Below are 18070 nucleotides of genomic sequence, written 5' to 3' on the forward strand. Positions count from 1 at the left end.
TGAGTTAGTAATAACTAATTAGTAAAGACTAACCATGAAACATAAAGAGGTGCAGAATGGAAAAGAAATTGTGGGAAGTGATAGCTAATCAATGTGCTCCGGTTCTGGCGGATGTGAAACCTTCGAATCTCCTGATTCTGACCAGTGAGGAAGAAGAGGTATTCTTACAGATGGAGGAGCTTCCCCATATTTCCAGCCTGTGCCTGTATGAAGGAAAAAACAAAAGCACATGGCTTCTGTACAGGAGAGATCGTCTGGAATCGGCACTTGTATGGCCCCAGACAGGAGAATTTCTGGAACAGTATGGATACCGGATGGTTCGGGAAAGTCTGGATGAGAAGCTTTTGCGGCTTCAGCACAGATTCGCGGAGTATAAAGAAGGACGGCAGCCATTTCCCCATGAGATGGGTGTGTTTCTGGGATATCCGCTGGGAGATGTGAAAGGATTTATTGAACATCACGGAAAAGAGTATCTTTGTTCCGGGTACTGGAAAGTATATCGGGATGAACAGAAAGCGAAAAGTACCTTTCAGCTTTACCAGAGTGTCCGGGATGCAGTGCTTCAGCTTATTATGGCTGGCAGCAATCTTTACGAAATCAGTTATCAGGTATAATTATTTTGAGGAGGAATCTGAAGATGGCACAGATTACAATCGTGTATTACAGCGAGACTGGTAACACTGAGGCAATGGCTTCCATGGTTGCAAAAGGAGTAGAGGCAGCAGGAGCAACTGCAAAGGTTGTATCCGTAGACGGATTTGACGCAGCAGAGCTGAAGGAGGAAGTAGCATTTGCACTGGGGTGTCCGGCAATGGGAGACGAAGTACTTGAGGAAGGCACGATGGAGCCATTCGTTGAGGAAGTAGCAAAATTTGCAGCAGGTAAAAAAATCGGACTCTTCGGTTCCTATGGATGGGGAGACGGTGAGTGGATGCGCAACTGGGTAAAACAGATGCAGGATGCAGGTGCTGAAGTTCTCGGTGGAGAAGACGCTATCTGCTGTGATGCTCCGGATGATGAAGCAGAAGAAAAACTTGTGGAACTTGGAAAGAAATTAGCAGAATAAAAGAAGAGGAGGTACCGTTTTCATGAGTGTTGTAATTGTAGGAGGACATGACCGGATGGTCTGTCAGTATATGAAGATCTGTAAGAACTATAAATGCAAGGCAAAGATATTTACACAGATGTCTGCCAGCATGGACAAGCAGATGGGGACCCCGGACCTGTTCATTCTCTTTACCAACACCGTATCTCATAAGATGGTGAAAACGGCTGTGGATGAAGCAAAGAGGAAGAATGTAGAAGTAGTCCGGTGCCACACAAGCAGTGGTTCCGCTCTGGAAAACATTTTAAAAGAGTACGTAGCATAAGCCATAGATATCCTTATAAAAATGACATCTCCCAATGGAGGTGTCATTTTTTGTGAAAATAACGTGAAAATCAGGTGTTTTTCCTTGTCAAACCGCCCATTAGTGCGTAAAATAGAACTGTTGCAGATTTTTAAGAGAAAATGCCCTGCGGGGCAGGAACATAGAGGGAGCAGATTATGGCAAAAGAATCCTGGAGACCGGGAAATATGCTGTATCCGGTACCGGCAGTGATGGTGAGCTGTCAACGGCCGGGAGAGAAACCGAATATTATCACGATTGCATGGGCGGGAACGGTATGCTCTTCACCGGCCATGGTATCGATTTCTGTCAGGAAAGAGCGGTATTCTTATGACATTCTTAAAGAGACCGGAGAATTTGTCATTAATCTGGTAACGAAGGAACTGGTGCGGGCAGCAGATTTTTGCGGCGTCCGTTCCGGTCGGGACGTAGACAAATTTCAGGAAATGCATCTGACGGAACAGCCGTCACAGACCGTACAGTCCCCTGGTATTGGGGAGAGCCCGGTGAATATTGAGTGTAAGGTGACGGAGGTAAAGCCCCTTGGCAGCCATGATCTTTTTCTGGCGGAAGTGACCAACGTGACCATTGATGACCGGTATATGAACGAAAACGGAAAGTTTGAACTGAACAAGTCCGGGCTGGTGGCTTATTCTCACGGAGAATATTATGGCCTTGGTGAACGCGTCGGAACCTTCGGTTATTCAGTCAGAAAGAAAAAGGATACATGCGGAAGAAAAAGAAGAAAAAATTATTCGGGAAAAAATTCAAACTAAATTATGCTGGATGGGCGGTTGCCTGTTGTCTGATGATGCTGATGGTCATTCCAATTCAGGGTGACAGCGTCAGTTCCTCCATTACCTACAATGAGGTGCTGCTGAACGGTGAAGTCATTGGTGCAGTGGCAGACCCGGAGGTAGTAAATCAGGCATTCTTAAATGCAAGAGCCAGAATTGCCAGAGAGACCGAAGGACTGGTACTTGGAAATGTGGAGTGCAGTTTTCAGAAAGTGCCGAGACTCTTTGGAACGACACTGGAACAGTCAGAACTGGAAAATGTGATCTATGACCTTTTAAAAGAGCAGGTGAAAGCCGCAAAGCAGAAATATTATCTGGTAAAAGTGAATGAATTTACAGTTTATCTGTATGGAATAGATGAAGTAAAGGCACTTTTGGAGGCGGCTCTAAAACCCTATGATCCGGATGGGCTTTTTGAGGTAAATGTAATCTCCGATACCAGCCGCGAACTGAATGTGTTTACCGTAGAAGTAACACCCAAAGAAGAACTGGCGGAGGGAGATGGCCTGAAAGCACTGAATTTTTCAGAAAAAGTGGAGATTTCAGAAGCATATGTAGATGCGGACCGGGTATCGAAGATTTCAGAGGCCATCGAAGCGGTGACCAAGGAAACGGAGAAAAACCAGACTTATGAGGTACAGCCGGGAGACACTCTGTCTGTCATTGCCAACAGCCGCGGTTATTATGTGGATGAGGTGCTGGCATTGAACCCGGGTCTTACGAGGGATGCGACGCTGCATCTGGGTGACGAGATCGTCATCAGTGTGCCGGAACCGGAGCTTTCTGTTCTGACTACAGAACAGTCTACCTATGAAGAGGATTATGATGCGGAGACGCAGTACATAGAGAATGACAGCTGGTACACCACCCAGCAGGTGGTTCGGCAGGAGGCAGTTCCGGGGCATCATGAGGTAACGGTGCTTACCACATCCAGGAACGGCACGGAGACCAGCCGGGAGATGGTGTCAGAGAATGTTATTACGGAACCGGTACCGGAGATTATCGAGAAAGGAACCCAGACGCCTCCGACGTACATCAAACCGATCACCGGCGGAACCCTGACTTCTACATTTAAATGGCGTTGGGGACGTATGCACAAGGGTATCGACTGGGCAGTACCGAAGGGAACGGCAGTCAGAGCGTCCTGCGGCGGTACCGTCGTCAGCGCAGGCTGGTCCGGAGGGTATGGAAACTGTATCACTATCCGTCATCCGGACGGCAAACAGACCCGCTACGGTCATCTGAGCAAGATTCTGGTATCTGCCGGGCAAAAAGTTGACCAGGGTCAGAAAATCGCCCTGAGCGGCAATACGGGCCGCAGTACGGGTCCCCATGTCCATTTCGAGATTATTGTGAATGGTTCACAGGTGAATCCGTTGAAATATTTGCAGTAATATTATAGATATTGTAAGGAAATAATTGAGAAGAAGTTCTTACAACAGAATAAAGTGCTTGGAAATATTGAAAAGTTTGCTTAAAATCGAGGTTTACAGACATTTTTCTTCAAAGAAAAGGTATCATGGAATACCGCAAAATATCGTAACAGATTTTTAAAATGGAGTAAATATTTCAAGTCAAAATGGACGCAGGTAGTGGAAATACTTCCTGCGTCTATTTGATATAATTGATTAAAAATAAGGATATCTTGTATTTTAGTTATAAAAAGTAACACCCATCTAGGATTTCTAAATCCTTTACAATATATAATTCTTGAAATAATTTGAAATCATTATTGGTTAATATTAGGGTTGGTTTTGATTTTACTATGTTACCATTCTTGTCTAAATATTGTGAGTAATATTTCTTAGACTTAGGATCGTAAATGTCAGATGTAGTTAAAGCTTTGTTAAAAGGGTAAAGAAGACTTGTTTTATTCATAACAAAAGGTTCTTTTCCATTTTTTAGGTTGAAACAAGCTTTAAATCTTACTATATATGGAAGATTCTTTTGAGTGATAATGGAAGGAAGAGCATTGCCACTCCAAAAAATAGGTTCTTTTTCATATATTGATTCATCAATTATTTTAGGAGGAAATGCTACGGACATATATTTTTTTTTGCTTGAATATCCATAAATTTTTTTATCTAAATAATCATTAGAATCATTTACATTTGGAGAGCTTTTTTGAATAGGAGTTTTAAAGAAATTCTTTTTAAGTTCGTCCAACTGTGCTGTATGTAATTCTTTTAATTCTTCTCTTGATATTCCATAACCTATAACATCTCGTGATATGGTATCTATTATAGATTGAGGTATAGTGTCTAATTTAATGATATATACTTTATTTAAGCGTGGATTATAAATACCTAACTGTGTTATGTTCTTAAATTCTTTATGTACAGAATGTAGCCCCATAATTAAATATATAAGTAACTGTAAGGTGTATTTGGGTTTGATTTCTTCTTTTAATACTTTTAAATCCCATAAAGTATCTTTAGTTAAATAATCTCCATCTCCTGTTGATATGATAGATGTGTATCCGCCTTCAAAAGTAAAACCATCCTTGATGATTGGACCATATTGTTTCCCAAAAGACAAAGTTCTTTTTATCATTGTTATAATGTTTGCAATAGTATTCGTATCAGGATTGATTTCTGATATCTGGGAGTATGGAGCCAGAGAAACCGGCGATTTTCTGCTGGTAAATTCTACGCATTTAGAGCGGCACTATGGCGGGGATAGGATAAAACACTCACATACCCCGCCGACTATGCGGGAAAAACCTTGAAATATAGGGCTTTTTAAGGTCCTAAATGCGTAGGTTGGTGCTTTGTTGCGATATGCTCCACGGTTACGGTGTATTGTTCATATTCTGTTTTCGGGAATCTTTATGAAATCTTCAAAATTGCCCGGTATGCTATCCGTAAAATCAAAGAAAGGACTTGATTATATGGATATGATTTTGAAAACGACTGACCTCTGCAAAAATTTCAAGGGGCAAATGGCGGTAAACAATGTGTCACTGAACATCCGGCGCAACTCGGTTTATGGTCTGCTGGGGCCGAATGGGGCTGGCAAATCCACGATCTTAAAAATGCTCACCGGCATTTTGCGCCCCACATCGGGAAGCATCGAGTTTGACGGCCACCCGTGGAAGCGGAATGATCTGGAGCATATCGGTGCTTTGATTGAGATGCCCCCGCTTTACGAAAATCTGACTGCATACGAAAATCTCAAAGTCAGAACTACATTGCTCGGCCTGGACGATGCACGAATTAACGAGGTATTGCAAATTATCCAGCTCACGAATACCGGCAAGAAACGGGCCGGGCAGTTTTCTCTTGGTATGAAGCAGCGGCTTGGTATTGCTATTGCATTGCTGAACAGTCCCCAGCTTTTGATTCTGGATGAACCGACTAACGGCCTTGACCCTTTAGGGATTGAGGAACTTCGAGAGTTAATTCGCTCTTTTCCCTGCAAAGGGATTACAGTTATTTTGTCCAGCCATATTCTGTCAGAAGTCCAGCAGATTGCAGATCATGTGGGTATCATTGCTGGCGGCGTCCTTGGATATGAGGGAGAGCTTCGCGCCGGTGAAGATTTGGAACAACTCTTTATGGATGTTATTCGCAGAAATGGTAAGGAGGGATATTAAATGGAGATGGCATATATTCAGGCAGAGAACCTAAAGCATAAGAGAACTTTCACAAAAACGCTGATCGTTCTGGCCCCGTTTGTAACTGCGCTTATGAACTTTTTTGCCCCTCTTTGGTTCCAGCTCAATTCTTATAATTGGTGGTATATCCTGCTTTATCCTGGATTCCTTACGCTCACCTGTGCCTTGATTGAACAGCGGGATAATGGCAAACTAAAATATCGTGCCGTTGCTTCATTGCCTGTTTCGCAGAACAAAGTCTGGAAAGCAAAAATTGGAGTGGCCGGTATTTACTCCTGTGTGGGGAATTTCATTTTCCTGGCGCTAAATCTGTTGGGCGGTTTTGCAATATTAGTTATCAACGAAATTCCCCTGACAATCGGAATTTGGCAGGCTGCGGCCGGAACAGCTTGTATTGTCATTGCAAGCCTATGGGAAGTTCCGCTGTGCTTATGGTTATCAAAAAAAGTTGGTATCTTTGTCACGGTTATTCTTAATGCCGGACTTGGAAGCGTTTTAGGGATTTTCACGGCTACAACCTCTTTGTGGATGATCTGCCCGTATAGCTGGGTGCCGCATCTTATGATTTCCGTGTTAGGTATTTTGCCTAATGGTGAGCCGGTTGCAGATCAGAGTACGGCAATGGCATTTTGGATGATTATACTTGTATTGGTCATTTCGCTGGCCTGGTTTGCGGCGCTGTCATTTTTAACTGCAAGATGGTTTGAGAAAAAGGAGGTGGGGTAACTATGGTATCTGTGGTTCGCTGCTGGAAAGCAGAATATCAGAAGTGTAAACATAGCATTTTGCTCTATATGCACAGCATGATTCCGATTATATGTGCGGCGATTTTTGCGGGTTACTATCATATATCCAGATGGGAACTGGCAACCAAAATCAGTGCCTATCTGGAAGTGCTGGCCGTTGCGTTCCCGTTTCTGATCGGCATTATTGTGGGCCTGGTTGTTCAGATCGAAAATCAGGCCGGGCATTATCAGCTTTTGTTGGGAACAATCCCATCTCGCATGGCAACGTATATTGGTAAACTTGGTTTTCTGATGATCTGTGCTTTTGGCGCAACATTTTTAGCGTTAGGAACATTCGCTGCACTATATAGGGATGCTCCGGCAAGCCTTTACCTGAAAGCAGGGATTCTATTGTTGATTACCATGCTTCCCATTTACCTGATTCATTTGTTTGTGGGAATGAGCTTCGGAAAAGGTGCATCTATGGGATTGGGAATTGCAGGGAGTTTAATAGCTGCCCTTATGATAACAGGGCTTGGTGACGCTACATGGAAATATATTCCCTGGGCCTGGGGCGTTCGTGCTATGGATTACACTGTGCTTGCATGGGATAGCCCCCAACTGTATGCACAGGTAAAAACCGATTTTTTCAGCGGTATGATTATTTCTGTATGCTGCACTGTTTGTCTGCTGATTGCCAGTTTGGTTTGGTTTCATGGTTGGGAGGGAGGTAAAAACAGTGAATAAAAAGTGCCTGTTTGCCGTGGTAATTGTGCTTGTAAGTCTTATATGCTTATCGGCCTGCGGTGCGCTCCGCGATACCGCCGATAAAAATAAGGCGTTAAATGAATCTCTGCCGTATTATGAGCTGAACGCCGCAAACTATGATGAAATTTCATATAACGGCCTGACATATACCATAACGGATGAATGTCTTGAAATGTCAGAACTGCAAGAAGAAATCGGGCAGGTATCGAAACGCTTCAAAAATGTGGCGGGGGAAGATTTCAGTTTCGGCTACGTTTACAGTATTGTGGATGTGGATATAAGCAATGCCGTAGCTGTAAATATCAACAATGAATATCGGAAAGCTGACATTAAAAATAATGATGAGTAACCTCGACAATGTGGTATAATGGGGTGGGAGGTGATTTTTTGCCCCACTTACTTGTAGTTGACGATGAAGTTTCTATCTTGGAATTGATTAAGAACAGTTTGGGGAAAGATGGATATTTGATAACAGTCTGTCAAAATGCGGATGATGTAGACATCAAAAAGCTGCATTTCTATGACCTCATTCTTTTGGATGTGATGATGCCTGGCACAGACGGGTTTGAGTTTTGCAAACAGATCAGGAATATGGTAGACTGCCCGATTCTCTTTCTGACCGCAAAGACATTAGAGGAAGATATGTTGTTTGGATTGGGCATCGGTGCGGATGATTATATTACGAAACCTTTTCGTATTCAGGAGCTTCGCGCCCGTGTCGCGGCACATTTACGCAGAGAAAAAAGGGAGCATCACAGCACACTTTCATTTGAGCCTGATATAAGATTTGACCTTTCCGCAAAGGTACTGTATGTTTCAGAACAGCCGGTTCCCCTTACCAAAAGCGAGTATTCAATCTGTGAATACCTTGCGAAAAACCGGGGACAGGTTTTTACAAAAGAACAAATCTATGAAGCCGTTTTCGGGTTTGATGGAATAGGCGATAACTCTACGATCTCAACGCATATAAAAAATATTCGTGCGAAATTGGAGCATTTCAAAATAAGTCCGATCAGCACCGTATGGGGGATAGGATATAAATGGGAGTGAAAAAGAAACCTACATTGAAAATATTGTTTCGCCAGTTTGCTATCTCCCTCATTGTCATGCTGGTAGCGGCAATTATTGTCCCTTTTGGTTTGGAGGGACTTGCTGTAAATGCTGGATTAGCTACAAGAGCAAATCTAAGTGAATTGCAGGTAAAAGAGATCATTCCAACGCTGACGATTGCCCCGGATATTACAAAGGTTGTGATTCCACAGGGATGCGGCTACTTAATTCTGGACAAGAACTTTAATGAGCTTTACAGCAATATGGACGATGATGAAAAAGAAATTGCCCTGCTGTACGCAAAGGGAGAATATATTGAATATGCTACGGGGAGGCAGTTTGCACTTGTTGTCCGGGAAAACGAATTTTGCGTTTTAAGGTATTATATTGGTTCTCAATTTACAGTGTCATGGCTACCGGAATATTTTCCATCTCCTGACACGCTTGCGTTTATCCTGATGGCTGTAAATTCGCTGCTGGTCATTATCATACTGACCGCCAGATTTGCTAAGAACCTGCGTACACAACTGACCCCGCTTTTCGAAGCAACTGCGGAGGTTTCAAAGCAAAACCTTGATTTTGAAGTAGGACACGCCAAAATCAAAGAGTTTGAAGATGTCCTTGCATCTTTTTCAGATATGAAAGATAATCTGAAAATTTCGTTAGAACGGCAATGGAAAACCGAACAGACACAGAAAGAGCAAATCGCCGCGCTTGCCCATGATTTGAAAACGCCTCTGACGGTTATTCAAGGAAATGCTGATTTACTCACAGAAACAAATCTTGATGATGAGCAACGATTATACGCTGGTTACGTCGTGGAAAGCTCCGGCCAGATGCAGTCATATATTCAAACCCTGATTGATATATCACGGGCGGCGGTTGGTTATCAGCTCCATATTGAAAGTATAGACTTGCCAGCGTTCATGCAGCACTTGTTCGGTTATATGGAATCACTATGCCGGACAAAAGAAATCCGGCTGCAAATGAATACTGTTTCACTCCCTCAAATGCTGAAATTTGATAGGGTGCTGATAGAACGTGCTATTATGAATGTTATCAGTAATGGGCTGGACTACTCCCCGCAAGGCGGAACGCTTTATGTGGATGTTCAGAGTAACAACGGTTTCGTGGAAATTTCAGTCACAGACGAGGGAACGGGGTTTTCTAAAGAGGCATTATGCCACGCACAGGAACGGTTCTATATGGGCGATCAAAGCCGCAATTCAAAGTTACACTTTGGTATGGGTCTATATATTACAAATTCGATTATGGAACAACATAATGGTCAGCTTATTTTAGAAAATTCAAAAGAAACCGGCGGCGCAAAGGTTACTATGAAACTTCCTTGCTGATTTTCCGATAGTGTAATGGACGTCTTTTATGTCCGTGCATTTTTCAAATCTTTATGGAATCTTCAAAAATTCCTCTTATCATGTATCTAAAGAAAAAACATCTGCCCAGCGGCAGAAAAGAAAAAAACCGCTGCTGGGCAGACCCATTTTCACGCTTAATTTATATTCACTGGTGGCGGTTTTGAGAAATCAAGGCCGCTGCTTTCTTTCTGTCATTCCCAGCAGTTAAAGGCATGGCGGCCCACGGGAGGACGCCGCCATGCTGTTTTACTATCATTATAATCTAATCCACTTCTACCGCTTAAAAAAAGCCTTGCCCCGCCACGGGAATATTCCGGCTATGAGTATGAACTATACCATGTAAGAAAACAACAAAACGCTTCAAATCGTCGCCCGGTAGGTTTACGACCTGCCGGGCGATTTTTGTCGATTTTCGCGGATTGTCATTTCCGGCAAAAAATCAGATGGAAAAGGAGGCGGTCAGCAGACCAGGGCCAGCATAGGCCCCTGACAACGGACAGGATCTCATCCTGCTCACTCCCCACGGAAAGGGGGTGAGAAGATGAAAGTTACCCCTGATGATTACGGGAGGCGCTGCCAGTTTGACCATTTTTGCAAGCTGGTACTGTCCCATGAAGCCGTTGACTACTTCCGGGAAAGGAATGTGAATCAGTACCTTATAATGGAGAAAAGATAATATTATCTACTTGGAAAGAACAAGGATTCAAAATAAAGGAATTACCAAAGCAAGAAATTTCCACTAGTCTGTTTGCGTATTTGAAACCAGAATATTTGCAAATTTCAGAAAGAGATATTGAAATCTTAAAAGAACAGGATTATCAAATAGATATTTGGTTAAGTGGAAAGGCGTTAAGTTATAATGACAAGTATGATGCGACATCTTTGGCTGAAAGGACAACTGATCCATTGACAAAACCAATTAAACTTGGATGGATATTCTCTTGAGAATTTAGTTCAATTCCATCTTCTAAGGTAATACATGTAAAATCTTTTCGTTTAACATATCCACCTCTAGGCTGTTTTATTTGACTAATTCGTTGAGTGACTGAATACATTTTATTTCCTCCATGAAAAAATAATAGTTGTAATTTATTCTTTGAAGTTTTTGATTTTATTGTAACACTGAAAATATATGAGAACAATTACTGTTTGAAAACAGGTAGTGTAAAAACTCTTAGGTCATTCCGCGTTGGCAATGACAACTGATTTATATACGCACGTTTCAGAAGAAGAGAAAAAAGAAGAAGCAGATGAACTGAAAATACTGTAGTGAATTGGAAGATAGATAGCGTAAAATCAATGTTTTTGAGTGGATATAAATATTGCAATGAAATATTTGTAGTAGTTACAGACGTTGACTTGAGTGATCATTTTTACAATAAGTACGTACAGCTTATTTGTACGAAGCTGGCGAAAAAAATGACAATATGTGAAAGGAACGTTCGCAGTCCCGGTACTTCCTGAGAGCAAGGCGAAGACGCCGCTCGAAGGTTAGTACCGCTGGACCGAGGACTTAGCGCAAGCGGTTCCGCTCACATATTGTCATTTTTGTGTGCACAGTTCCGCTCACAGCCTGTCACTTTTTGCACGTTTCGCACTTGACAAATATTCCATTCCCTGTTATTCTTTGCAGGAAATAGTTTGATAATCAAAATAAATGAGAGGCATAGAATGAATGCAAAAATAATGGGAACCGGCTATGAACTGCCGGCATTCAGGGCAGATAATGATTATCTTGCCACGCTGGTAGATACCAGTGATGAATGGATCAGAGAAAGAACCGGAATCTGTGCCAGACATCTGGCAAAAGAAGAGACTACGACTTCCATGGCAGCAAAAGCAGCCAGAAAAGCTCTTCAGAAAGCAGGTGTGGATGCATCCGAGGTAGAGCTTGTCATTGTGGCCACGATTACCGGAGATACGGATACACCGAGTACGGCCTGCAAAGTACAGGCACAGATTGGCGCAGACCATGCGGTGGCATTTGATATGAATGCGGCATGCTCCGGCTTTCTGTACGGGCTTCATGTGGCAGATGCATTTTTCAAGAGCGGTATTTATAAAAATGCACTGGTCATCGGGGCGGAGAGCCTGTCGAAGATTGTGGACTGGACAGACCGCGGAACCTGCGTGCTTTTTGGAGACGGGGCAGGTGCTGCATTTCTGACGGCATCGGAAGAAGGCGGAATCCTTTCTCAGTCTGTAGGAAGTAATGGTGAGAAATGGGAAGTGCTTTCCTGCCCGAAGGGCGGATACCTGCAGATGAATGGACAGGAAGTCTTTAAGTTTGCAGTAAGGACCGTTCCACTGTGCGTGGAAGATGCACTGGAAAAAGCGGGTATGAAGGCAGATGATGTAGATCTGTTTTTGCTGCATCAGGCAAATGTGAGAATCCTTCAGTCTGTAGCGAAGCGATTAAAGCAGCCGGAAGAGAAATTCCCCATGAACATGAATGAATGCGGCAATACATCCGCAGCCAGTCTGCCGATTCTGATGGCGCAGCTTGATGAACAGGGAAGATTTCACAGAGGAAACAAAGTGGTACTGTCCGGATTCGGTGCAGGACTGACCTGGGGTGCATGTGTCATCGAGTGGTAAAAAATCCCCTTGACAAACAGGCACGACGCAGATATACTTTGAATGTCAAAGTAATTAAGGCAGATACAAAAATATCCCGCCAGGCGGGGACAATGAATGGATAATAAAAGGAGAAGAAACACCATGTTAGAAAAAATTAAAGAGATGATCGCAGAGCAGTTAAACGTAGACGCAGCAGAGATTACTGAGGCTACTTCTTTCAAAGATGATCTGGGAGCTGATTCCCTGGACCTGTTTGAGCTGGTAATGGCTCTGGAAGAGGAGTACGGTGTTGAGATTCCGTCTGAGGATCTTGAGAAAATCACAACCGTAGGCGCTGTTATGGACTATCTGAAATCCAAAGGCGTAGAAGCATAAGCAAAGAGGCGAGCGAAGTATGAAGACGAGAGTTACAGAACTTTTAGGAGTGGAGAAACCGATTATTCAGGGCGGTATGGCCTGGGTGGCAGAGTCTCATCTGGCAGCAGCGGTCTCCAATGCAGGCGGCTTCGGAATCATCGGTGCAGCCAATGCACCGGCAGAGGTAGTTCGGAATTATATCAGGGAAGCAAAAGAGATGACAGATAAGCCTTTCGGTGTGAACATCATGCTCATGAGCCCCTATGCGGCAGATATTGCCCAGGTAGTGGTAGAGGAAAAGGTTTCAGCCGTTACTACTGGTGCAGGAAGCCCGGAGCAATATATGGAACAGTGGAAAGCTGCCAATATCAAAGTCATCCCGGTTGTCGCTTCCGTAGCTCTCGCAAAACGTATGGAGCGCTGCGGTGCAGATGCGGTGGTTGCAGAGGGTACCGAGTCAGGCGGACATATCGGACAGGCAACGACTATGACGCTGGTTCCTCAGGTGGTTGATGCGGTTTCCGTGCCGGTCATTGCAGCAGGCGGTATCGCAGATGGCCGGGGAATGGCAGCAGCTTTTATGCTGGGTGCGGAAGCAGTACAGATCGGAACCCGCTTCTGCGTAGCTGATGAATGTCAGATCCATGAGAATTACAAACAGCGTATCCTGAAAGCCAAAGACATTGATTCCGAGGTGACGGGAAGAAGCCACGGACATCCGGTGCGGGGCTTAAGAAACAAGATGACCCGTGAATATCTGAAGCTGGAAGCAGAGGGAGCATCCTTTGAACAGCTGGAAAATCTGACTCTGGGAGGCCTTCGCAAAGCAGTTGTGGAAGGTGATGTGGATAATGGTTCCGTACTGGCAGGACAGATTGCAGGTATGATCACGAAACGCCAGAGTTGTCAGGAGATCGTGGATGAGATTCTGATTCAGGCAGAGAAATTGTTAAAAGTAAATTAATCTGCGGCAGGCAGATTTGTGAGAACAGAGCCGCTGGAACATTTCCGTGGTTCTGTTTTTTTAAATATATACTTTGAAATTCAAACTATATAAAGGAGAATACAATGTCTAAAATTGCATTTATGTTCCCGGGGCAGGGAGCCCAGTACACGGGAATGGCAAAAGATTTTTATGATACATTTCCGGTGAGCCGTAAAGTATTTGAGGATGCATCGGAGGCATCAGGCCTGGACATTCCGGCACTTTGCTTTGAGGAAGACGAGCGTCTGAATCAGACAGAATACACCCAGATCTGCATGCTCACCGCAGAGGCAGCGATTTTAAAAGCGGTTGAGGAACAGGGAGTGACCTCTTCTGTCAATGCCGGATTGAGCCTTGGTGAGTATGGTGCGCTGATTGCGTCTGGAGTTATGAGTGAAAAAGATGCATTTTCCGTAGTCCGTAAGAGAGGTATTTACATGCAGGAAGCGGTTCCCACCGGTGGAGCCATGACGGCAGTGCTGGGACTTGACGCAGCTGTCATTGAAGAGGTATGTGAGAAGACAGAAGGTATCGTCTCTATTGCAAATTACAACTGTCCGGGACAGATCGTTATCACAGGAGAAGAGGCAGCGGTAGCCCGTGCGGCAGAAAGCCTGAAAGAAGCAGGTGCCAAGAGAACGGTTGCGTTGAAAGTCAGCGGACCGTTCCACTCCAAAATGCTGACCGGAGCAGGTGAGAAACTTGGCGAAGCGCTGAAAGAGGTAGAGCTTCATGCGTTCTCTACACCGTATATTACCAATGTGACCGCAGATTATGTGACCTCTCCCGCAGGAGTAAAAGAACTTCTTCGTCTGCAGGTATCCTCCAGCGTTCGGTGGCAGCAGTCAGTAGAACGGATGATTGCAGATGGTGTGGATACCTTTGTGGAGATCGGACCTGGCAAGACTTTATCCGGATTTATGAGAAAGATCGACCGCAGTGTGAAAACCCTGAACATTGAAAATATGGCTGATTTTGAGAAAGCCATGGCAGAGCTGAAAGGAGAGTAAGCATGCTGGAAGGAAAGATTGCTCTGGTAACCGGAGCTGCAAAAGGAATTGGAAGAGCCATTGCACTGGCACTGGCTGCAGATGGAGCGACTGTGATTGTAAATTACAATGGCTCTGCACAGAAGGCAGAGGCTGTGGTAGACGAGATTAAAGCGCTGGGAAAAGACAGTGAGGCTTATCAGTGTAATGTGGCAAATACCGCAGACGTGGATGCCATGATCAAGGATGTGATCAAACGATATGGAAGTCTTGACATCCTGGTGAATAACGCAGGTATTACCCGCGACAATCTGATTATGAAAATGTCAGAGGAAGATTTTGATGCGGTCATTGATGCGAACTTAAAGGGATGCTTTAACACGATTAAGGCAGTAAGCCGTCAGATGCTCAAGCAGCGTGCAGGACGAATCATCAATATTACCTCCGTATCCGGTATTCTTGGAAATGCAGGCCAGGCAAATTATGCAGCATCCAAGGCAGGCATCATCGGTCTTACCAAGACCATGGCAAGAGAGCTGGCAAGCCGCGGTATCACGGTCAATGGCATTGCGCCGGGCTTCGTGGATACAGAGATGACCCAGGTGCTCTCTGATGAGGTAAAAGAGGCAGCGACGAAGCAGATTCCGCTGGGACATTTCGGAAAGCCGGAAGATATTGCCAATATGGCAACTTATTTGGCATCTGAAAAGGCAGCATATATTACAGGACAGATTATCAGTGTAGACGGAGGTATGGCGATCTGATGAGAAGAGTAGTAGTAACCGGTATGGGAGCCATCACTCCCATGGGATTGAATGTAAAAGAGTATTTTGATAACATTAAAGCAGGAAATCATGGATTTACCACCATTTCCAAATTTGACGCTTCTGAGTATAAAGCTCATGTGGCAGCAGAAGTCAAAGGATTTGTTGCAAAAGAATACATGGATTTTAAGGCAGCAAAGAGAATGGAGCCGTTTTCCCAATATGCAGTGGCAGCAGCAAAAGAGGCCATGGAACAGGCAGGACTTGATATGAGCAAAGAAGACCCATATCGTGTAGGATGCTCTATCGGTTCCGGTATCGGAAGTCTTCAGGTAGTGGAAAAAGAGTATACCAAACTGGTAGAAAAAGGACCGAATCGTGTGAATCCGTTGATGGTGCCCATGATGATTTCCAATATGGCAGCAGGAAATGTTTCCATCGCTTATGGCCTGAAAGGTAAGAGTCTTAACGTAGTAACGGCTTGTGCAACCGGAACGCATTCCATTGGTGAGGCTTACAGAAGCATTCAGACCGGTGATGCAGACGTAATGCTGGCAGGCGGAACGGAGAGCTGCATCTGCCCCATCGGTGTAGCTGGATTCGCAGCACTGACTGCTCTGTCCGGAAGTGAGGATCCGGAGCGTTGCTCTATTCCCTTTGACAAAGACCGCGATGGATTTGTCATGGGCGAGGGCGCTGGTGTGGTTATTCTGGAGGATCTGGAACACGCAAAGGCAAGAGGAGCACACATTCTGGCAGAGGTAGTCGGATATGGTGCCACCAGTGATGCTTACCACATCACTTCTCCGGCAGAGGACGGAATGGGAGCTGCTACCGCAATGAAATGGGCAGTCGAGGAATCCGGCGCCGCTATGGAAGATATTATGTACATCAATGCACATGGAACCAGTACTCATCACAATGATCTTTTCGAGACCCGTGCCATCAAGCTGGCCTTCGGCGAGCACGCAAAAGAGATGAAGATCAACTCTACCAAATCTATGATCGGACATCTTCTGGGTGCAGCAGGTGCGGTTGAGTTCATCACCTGCGTGAAAGAGATGGAAGAAAGCTTTGTCCATGTAACCAGAGGTCTGGAACATCCAGACGAGGAACTGGATCTTGATTATGTACAGGGCCACGGTGTGGAGATGGATCTGGAGTATGCATTGTCCAACTCTCTTGGATTTGGCGGACACAATGCAAGTATTCTGATTAAGAAATACGCGGAGTAAGAAAAAAGCGGCGAAGCGGCTCCGGACAGAAAGGAAGTATACATATGGTAATGGATATTAAAGAAATCATGGAAATCATTCCTCATCGGCAGCCGTTTCTGCTGATCGACCGGATCGAGGAACTGGAACCGGGAAAAAGAGCGGTAGGCAAGAAATGTGTGACTTATAATGAGCCGTTCTTTAACGGACATTTTCCCCAGGAGCCGGTTATGCCAGGTGTCCTGATTCTGGAAGCTCTGGCCCAGACCGGTGCAGTGGCAATCTTAAGCCAGCCGGAAAATAAAGGAAAGACCGTTTACTTCGGTGGAATCGATAAAGCGAAATTCAAACGGAAAGTCGTTCCGGGAGATGTTCTGACACTGGAACTGGAAATTGTGAAACAGAAAGGTCCCATCGGCGTGGGTACCGCAAAGGCGACTGTGGATGGAAAACTGGCTGCGTGTGCAGAGATGACATTTGCGGTAGGTTAAAAAAAGGAGGCAATGTGCCTCCTTTTTTATACCTGCAATTGATCATAAATCTCCATAATTTCGTCTTTGGTAGCCAGTAGTTCAGAAAAGGCACTGGCGCTGCCTGCGGCAAGAGCCATGCGGAAGGCATGTGCATAATCATGCTGTTCCAGCCAGCCGGTGAGAAAGCCTGCGACCATGGAATCACCGGCACCGACAGCGTTGACCAGTCGGCCCTTTACGGCGTCAGAAGTATAGACTTCGCCATTTTCTGCTACGAGAGCGGCACCTTTTCCGCCCATAGAAACCAGAACGTTTCGTGCCCCCTGTTTCTGCAGTTCTTTCGCATAGGGGATGACTTCTTCATGGGTATTGAATTCCAGGCAGAAAAGCTCTCCCAGTTCATGATTATTCGGTTTGATCAGGAAGGGATGATATTTCAGCACATTGGTGAGCAGATTTTTTGTAGCATCCACCACAGTGAGAATTTTTCGATCCTGCAGCCGTGCCAGAACATCTTCATAAGTAGATGTAGGCATGGAAGAGGGAATGCTTCCGGCCAACACCAAGATATCTCCAGCTTTCAGCTGATCCAGTTTCTTCATAAGTGCTTCCAAGTGAGCATGTTCAATGACTGGTCCCTGTCCATTGATCTCTGTTCCGTCATAGTTCTTTAACTTCAGGTTAATGCGGGAACATCCATTTTCCAATTTGATAAAATCACTTTTAAATCCAATATTTTCAATCCGGCGGAGAATTTCATCTCCGACAAAACCAGCTGTAAATCCGAGGGCGGTGCTGTCCATGCCGAGATTTTTCAGAACCGTGGATACGTTGAGTCCCTTTCCACCGGGGAGCATCAGTTCCGTGTCCGTTCGGTTGGTATTCCAAAGTTTAAAGTCTTTTACTGATACGATATAATCAAGAGAGGGATTGAATGTCACAGTATAAATCATGATGTCGACCTCCGCTAAAATTTTCTCAAACAGAG

At 44.7% G+C, this 18070-nt stretch carries 22 protein-coding genes; 19 read left to right on the top strand and 3 right to left on the bottom strand.

Annotated features, from left to right (window positions below):
* Nucleotides 1–56: 56 nt before the first annotated feature.
* The 5 genes from LKD36_RS11355 to LKD36_RS11375 all read left to right on the top strand — a co-directional run bounded on the left by LKD36_RS11355 (nucleotide 57) and on the right by LKD36_RS11375 (nucleotide 3579).
* Entirely contained in the window at nucleotides 57–614 is a 558-nt protein-coding gene (locus tag LKD36_RS11355; RefSeq protein ID WP_308459660.1) for a DUF3793 family protein, read from the top strand.
* Between the two features lie 23 nt (nucleotides 615–637).
* A complete protein-coding gene (locus tag LKD36_RS11360; RefSeq protein ID WP_308459661.1) occupies nucleotides 638–1066 on the top strand; it encodes a flavodoxin in 429 nt (142 codons plus the stop codon).
* Between the two features lie 22 nt (nucleotides 1067–1088).
* Nucleotides 1089–1370, top strand: coding sequence for a DUF2325 domain-containing protein (locus LKD36_RS11365; protein WP_118771516.1), 282 nt, complete (start codon nucleotides 1089–1091; stop codon nucleotides 1368–1370).
* A gap of 176 nt (nucleotides 1371–1546) precedes the next feature.
* Nucleotides 1547–2164 carry a flavin reductase family protein gene (locus LKD36_RS11370; protein ID WP_308459662.1) on the top strand — a complete coding sequence of 206 codons (618 nt, stop codon included), beginning with the start codon at nucleotides 1547–1549 and terminating at the stop codon, nucleotides 2162–2164.
* On the top strand, nucleotides 2116–3579 hold the full coding sequence (locus LKD36_RS11375; RefSeq protein WP_308459663.1) for a peptidoglycan DD-metalloendopeptidase family protein: 1464 nt from the start codon (nucleotides 2116–2118) through the stop codon (nucleotides 3577–3579). The genes LKD36_RS11370 and LKD36_RS11375 overlap by 49 nt, the downstream gene beginning before the upstream one ends.
* 262 nt (nucleotides 3580–3841) lie before the next feature.
* Here the strand turns inward: LKD36_RS11375 and LKD36_RS11380 are convergent, their stop codons facing one another.
* A complete protein-coding gene (locus LKD36_RS11380; RefSeq protein WP_308459664.1) occupies nucleotides 3842–4738 on the bottom strand; it encodes a hypothetical protein in 897 nt (298 codons plus the stop codon).
* A 337-nt stretch (nucleotides 4739–5075) separates the two neighbouring features.
* Here LKD36_RS11380 and LKD36_RS11385 point away from each other — a divergent pair, with 337 nt between their 5' ends.
* The 7 genes from LKD36_RS11385 (at nucleotide 5076) to LKD36_RS11415 (ending at nucleotide 10396) form a co-directional block, all read left to right on the top strand.
* A complete protein-coding gene (locus tag LKD36_RS11385; RefSeq protein ID WP_308459713.1) occupies nucleotides 5076–5780 on the top strand; it encodes a lantibiotic protection ABC transporter ATP-binding protein in 705 nt (234 codons plus the stop codon).
* On the top strand, nucleotides 5781–6527 hold the full coding sequence (locus tag LKD36_RS11390; RefSeq protein WP_008705323.1) for a lantibiotic immunity ABC transporter MutE/EpiE family permease subunit: 747 nt from the start codon (nucleotides 5781–5783) through the stop codon (nucleotides 6525–6527).
* 2 nt (nucleotides 6528–6529) lie between these two features.
* On the top strand, nucleotides 6530–7273 hold the full coding sequence (locus LKD36_RS11395; RefSeq protein WP_025580193.1) for a lantibiotic immunity ABC transporter MutG family permease subunit: 744 nt from the start codon (nucleotides 6530–6532) through the stop codon (nucleotides 7271–7273).
* Entirely contained in the window at nucleotides 7266–7643 is a 378-nt protein-coding gene (locus LKD36_RS11400; protein WP_025580194.1) for a NisI/SpaI family lantibiotic immunity lipoprotein, read from the top strand. Before LKD36_RS11395 ends, LKD36_RS11400 begins: the two co-directional genes overlap by 8 nt.
* A 38-nt stretch (nucleotides 7644–7681) precedes the next feature.
* Nucleotides 7682–8344, top strand: coding sequence for a response regulator transcription factor (locus LKD36_RS11405; protein WP_308459665.1), 663 nt, complete (start codon nucleotides 7682–7684; stop codon nucleotides 8342–8344).
* The gene (locus tag LKD36_RS11410) at nucleotides 8335–9699 is read left to right on the top strand and encodes a sensor histidine kinase (RefSeq protein ID WP_055059697.1); all 1365 of its coding nucleotides are present in this window, start codon (nucleotides 8335–8337) and stop codon (nucleotides 9697–9699) included. Before LKD36_RS11405 ends, LKD36_RS11410 begins: the two co-directional genes overlap by 10 nt.
* Nucleotides 9700–10261: 562 nt before the next feature.
* The gene (locus tag LKD36_RS11415; protein WP_308459666.1) at nucleotides 10262–10396 is read left to right on the top strand and encodes a hypothetical protein; all 135 of its coding nucleotides are present in this window, start codon (nucleotides 10262–10264) and stop codon (nucleotides 10394–10396) included.
* 178 nt (nucleotides 10397–10574) lie between these two features.
* On the opposite strand, the gene LKD36_RS11420 is transcribed toward LKD36_RS11415, so the two are convergent.
* Nucleotides 10575–10775 (bottom strand): hypothetical protein, encoded by a 201-nt coding sequence (locus LKD36_RS11420; RefSeq protein WP_308459667.1) that lies wholly within the window; start codon nucleotides 10773–10775, stop codon nucleotides 10575–10577.
* Nucleotides 10776–11391: 616 nt separating this feature from the next.
* On the opposite strand from LKD36_RS11420, the gene LKD36_RS11425 reads away from it, so the two are divergent.
* From LKD36_RS11425 to fabZ, 7 genes are all read left to right on the top strand, one after another.
* The gene (locus tag LKD36_RS11425) at nucleotides 11392–12318 is read left to right on the top strand and encodes a beta-ketoacyl-ACP synthase III (protein ID WP_118771519.1); all 927 of its coding nucleotides are present in this window, start codon (nucleotides 11392–11394) and stop codon (nucleotides 12316–12318) included.
* 123 nt (nucleotides 12319–12441) lie between these two features.
* Nucleotides 12442–12675, top strand: a complete 234-nt coding sequence (gene acpP, locus LKD36_RS11430) for an acyl carrier protein (protein ID WP_118771520.1) — start codon at nucleotides 12442–12444, stop codon at nucleotides 12673–12675.
* Between the two features lie 19 nt (nucleotides 12676–12694).
* Nucleotides 12695–13621, top strand: a complete 927-nt coding sequence (gene fabK, locus LKD36_RS11435; RefSeq protein WP_308459668.1) for an enoyl-[acyl-carrier-protein] reductase FabK — start codon at nucleotides 12695–12697, stop codon at nucleotides 13619–13621.
* 104 nt (nucleotides 13622–13725) lie between these two features.
* The gene (gene fabD, locus LKD36_RS11440) at nucleotides 13726–14652 is read left to right on the top strand and encodes an ACP S-malonyltransferase (protein WP_308459669.1); all 927 of its coding nucleotides are present in this window, start codon (nucleotides 13726–13728) and stop codon (nucleotides 14650–14652) included.
* Nucleotides 14653–14654: 2 nt separating this feature from the next.
* Nucleotides 14655–15395: a 3-oxoacyl-[acyl-carrier-protein] reductase gene (gene fabG, locus LKD36_RS11445; protein ID WP_308459670.1), complete on the top strand. Its 741-nt coding sequence runs from the start codon at nucleotides 14655–14657 to the stop codon at nucleotides 15393–15395.
* The gene (gene fabF / locus LKD36_RS11450) at nucleotides 15395–16630 is read left to right on the top strand and encodes a beta-ketoacyl-ACP synthase II (protein ID WP_308459671.1); all 1236 of its coding nucleotides are present in this window, start codon (nucleotides 15395–15397) and stop codon (nucleotides 16628–16630) included. Before fabG ends, fabF begins: the two co-directional genes overlap by 1 nt.
* Nucleotides 16631–16674: 44 nt before the next feature.
* Nucleotides 16675–17100: a 3-hydroxyacyl-ACP dehydratase FabZ gene (gene fabZ, locus LKD36_RS11455; protein WP_118771525.1), complete on the top strand. Its 426-nt coding sequence runs from the start codon at nucleotides 16675–16677 to the stop codon at nucleotides 17098–17100.
* 26 nt (nucleotides 17101–17126) lie between these two features.
* On the opposite strand, the gene pfkB is transcribed toward fabZ, so the two are convergent.
* Nucleotides 17127–18035, bottom strand: a complete 909-nt coding sequence (gene pfkB, locus LKD36_RS11460; protein WP_308459672.1) for a 1-phosphofructokinase — start codon at nucleotides 18033–18035, stop codon at nucleotides 17127–17129.
* Between the last annotated feature and the right edge of the window lie 35 nt (nucleotides 18036–18070).

The organism is Hominiventricola filiformis (genome assembly GCF_020686965.1).
Lineage (GTDB): Bacteria > Bacillota > Clostridia > Lachnospirales > Lachnospiraceae > Hominiventricola > Hominiventricola filiformis.

What these genes read in the sequence shown, in the direction of transcription:
- LKD36_RS11355 (WP_308459660.1), top strand. Translation starts at nt 57, where the DNA reads ATGGAAAAGAAATTGTGGGAAGTGATAGCTAATCAATGTGCTCCGGTT.
- LKD36_RS11360 (WP_308459661.1), top strand. Translation starts at nt 638, where the DNA reads ATGGCACAGATTACAATCGTGTATTACAGCGAGACTGGTAACACTGAG.
- LKD36_RS11365 (WP_118771516.1), top strand. Translation starts at nt 1,089, where the DNA reads ATGAGTGTTGTAATTGTAGGAGGACATGACCGGATGGTCTGTCAGTAT.
- LKD36_RS11370 (WP_308459662.1), top strand. Translation starts at nt 1,547, where the DNA reads ATGGCAAAAGAATCCTGGAGACCGGGAAATATGCTGTATCCGGTACCG.
- LKD36_RS11375 (WP_308459663.1), top strand. Translation starts at nt 2,116, where the DNA reads ATGCGGAAGAAAAAGAAGAAAAAATTATTCGGGAAAAAATTCAAACTA.
- LKD36_RS11380 (WP_308459664.1), bottom strand. Translation starts at nt 4,738, where the DNA reads ATGATAAAAAGAACTTTGTCTTTTGGGAAACAATATGGTCCAATCATC.
- LKD36_RS11385 (WP_308459713.1), top strand. Translation starts at nt 5,076, where the DNA reads ATGGATATGATTTTGAAAACGACTGACCTCTGCAAAAATTTCAAGGGG.
- LKD36_RS11390 (WP_008705323.1), top strand. Translation starts at nt 5,781, where the DNA reads ATGGAGATGGCATATATTCAGGCAGAGAACCTAAAGCATAAGAGAACT.
- LKD36_RS11395 (WP_025580193.1), top strand. Translation starts at nt 6,530, where the DNA reads ATGGTATCTGTGGTTCGCTGCTGGAAAGCAGAATATCAGAAGTGTAAA.
- LKD36_RS11410 (WP_055059697.1), top strand. Translation starts at nt 8,335, where the DNA reads ATGGGAGTGAAAAAGAAACCTACATTGAAAATATTGTTTCGCCAGTTT.
- LKD36_RS11415 (WP_308459666.1), top strand. Translation starts at nt 10,262, where the DNA reads ATGAAAGTTACCCCTGATGATTACGGGAGGCGCTGCCAGTTTGACCAT.
- LKD36_RS11420 (WP_308459667.1), bottom strand. Translation starts at nt 10,775, where the DNA reads ATGTATTCAGTCACTCAACGAATTAGTCAAATAAAACAGCCTAGAGGT.
- LKD36_RS11425 (WP_118771519.1), top strand. Translation starts at nt 11,392, where the DNA reads ATGAATGCAAAAATAATGGGAACCGGCTATGAACTGCCGGCATTCAGG.
- acpP (WP_118771520.1), top strand. Translation starts at nt 12,442, where the DNA reads ATGTTAGAAAAAATTAAAGAGATGATCGCAGAGCAGTTAAACGTAGAC.
- fabK (WP_308459668.1), top strand. Translation starts at nt 12,695, where the DNA reads ATGAAGACGAGAGTTACAGAACTTTTAGGAGTGGAGAAACCGATTATT.
- fabD (WP_308459669.1), top strand. Translation starts at nt 13,726, where the DNA reads ATGTCTAAAATTGCATTTATGTTCCCGGGGCAGGGAGCCCAGTACACG.
- fabG (WP_308459670.1), top strand. Translation starts at nt 14,655, where the DNA reads ATGCTGGAAGGAAAGATTGCTCTGGTAACCGGAGCTGCAAAAGGAATT.
- fabF (WP_308459671.1), top strand. Translation starts at nt 15,395, where the DNA reads ATGAGAAGAGTAGTAGTAACCGGTATGGGAGCCATCACTCCCATGGGA.
- fabZ (WP_118771525.1), top strand. Translation starts at nt 16,675, where the DNA reads ATGGTAATGGATATTAAAGAAATCATGGAAATCATTCCTCATCGGCAG.
- pfkB (WP_308459672.1), bottom strand. Translation starts at nt 18,035, where the DNA reads ATGATTTATACTGTGACATTCAATCCCTCTCTTGATTATATCGTATCA.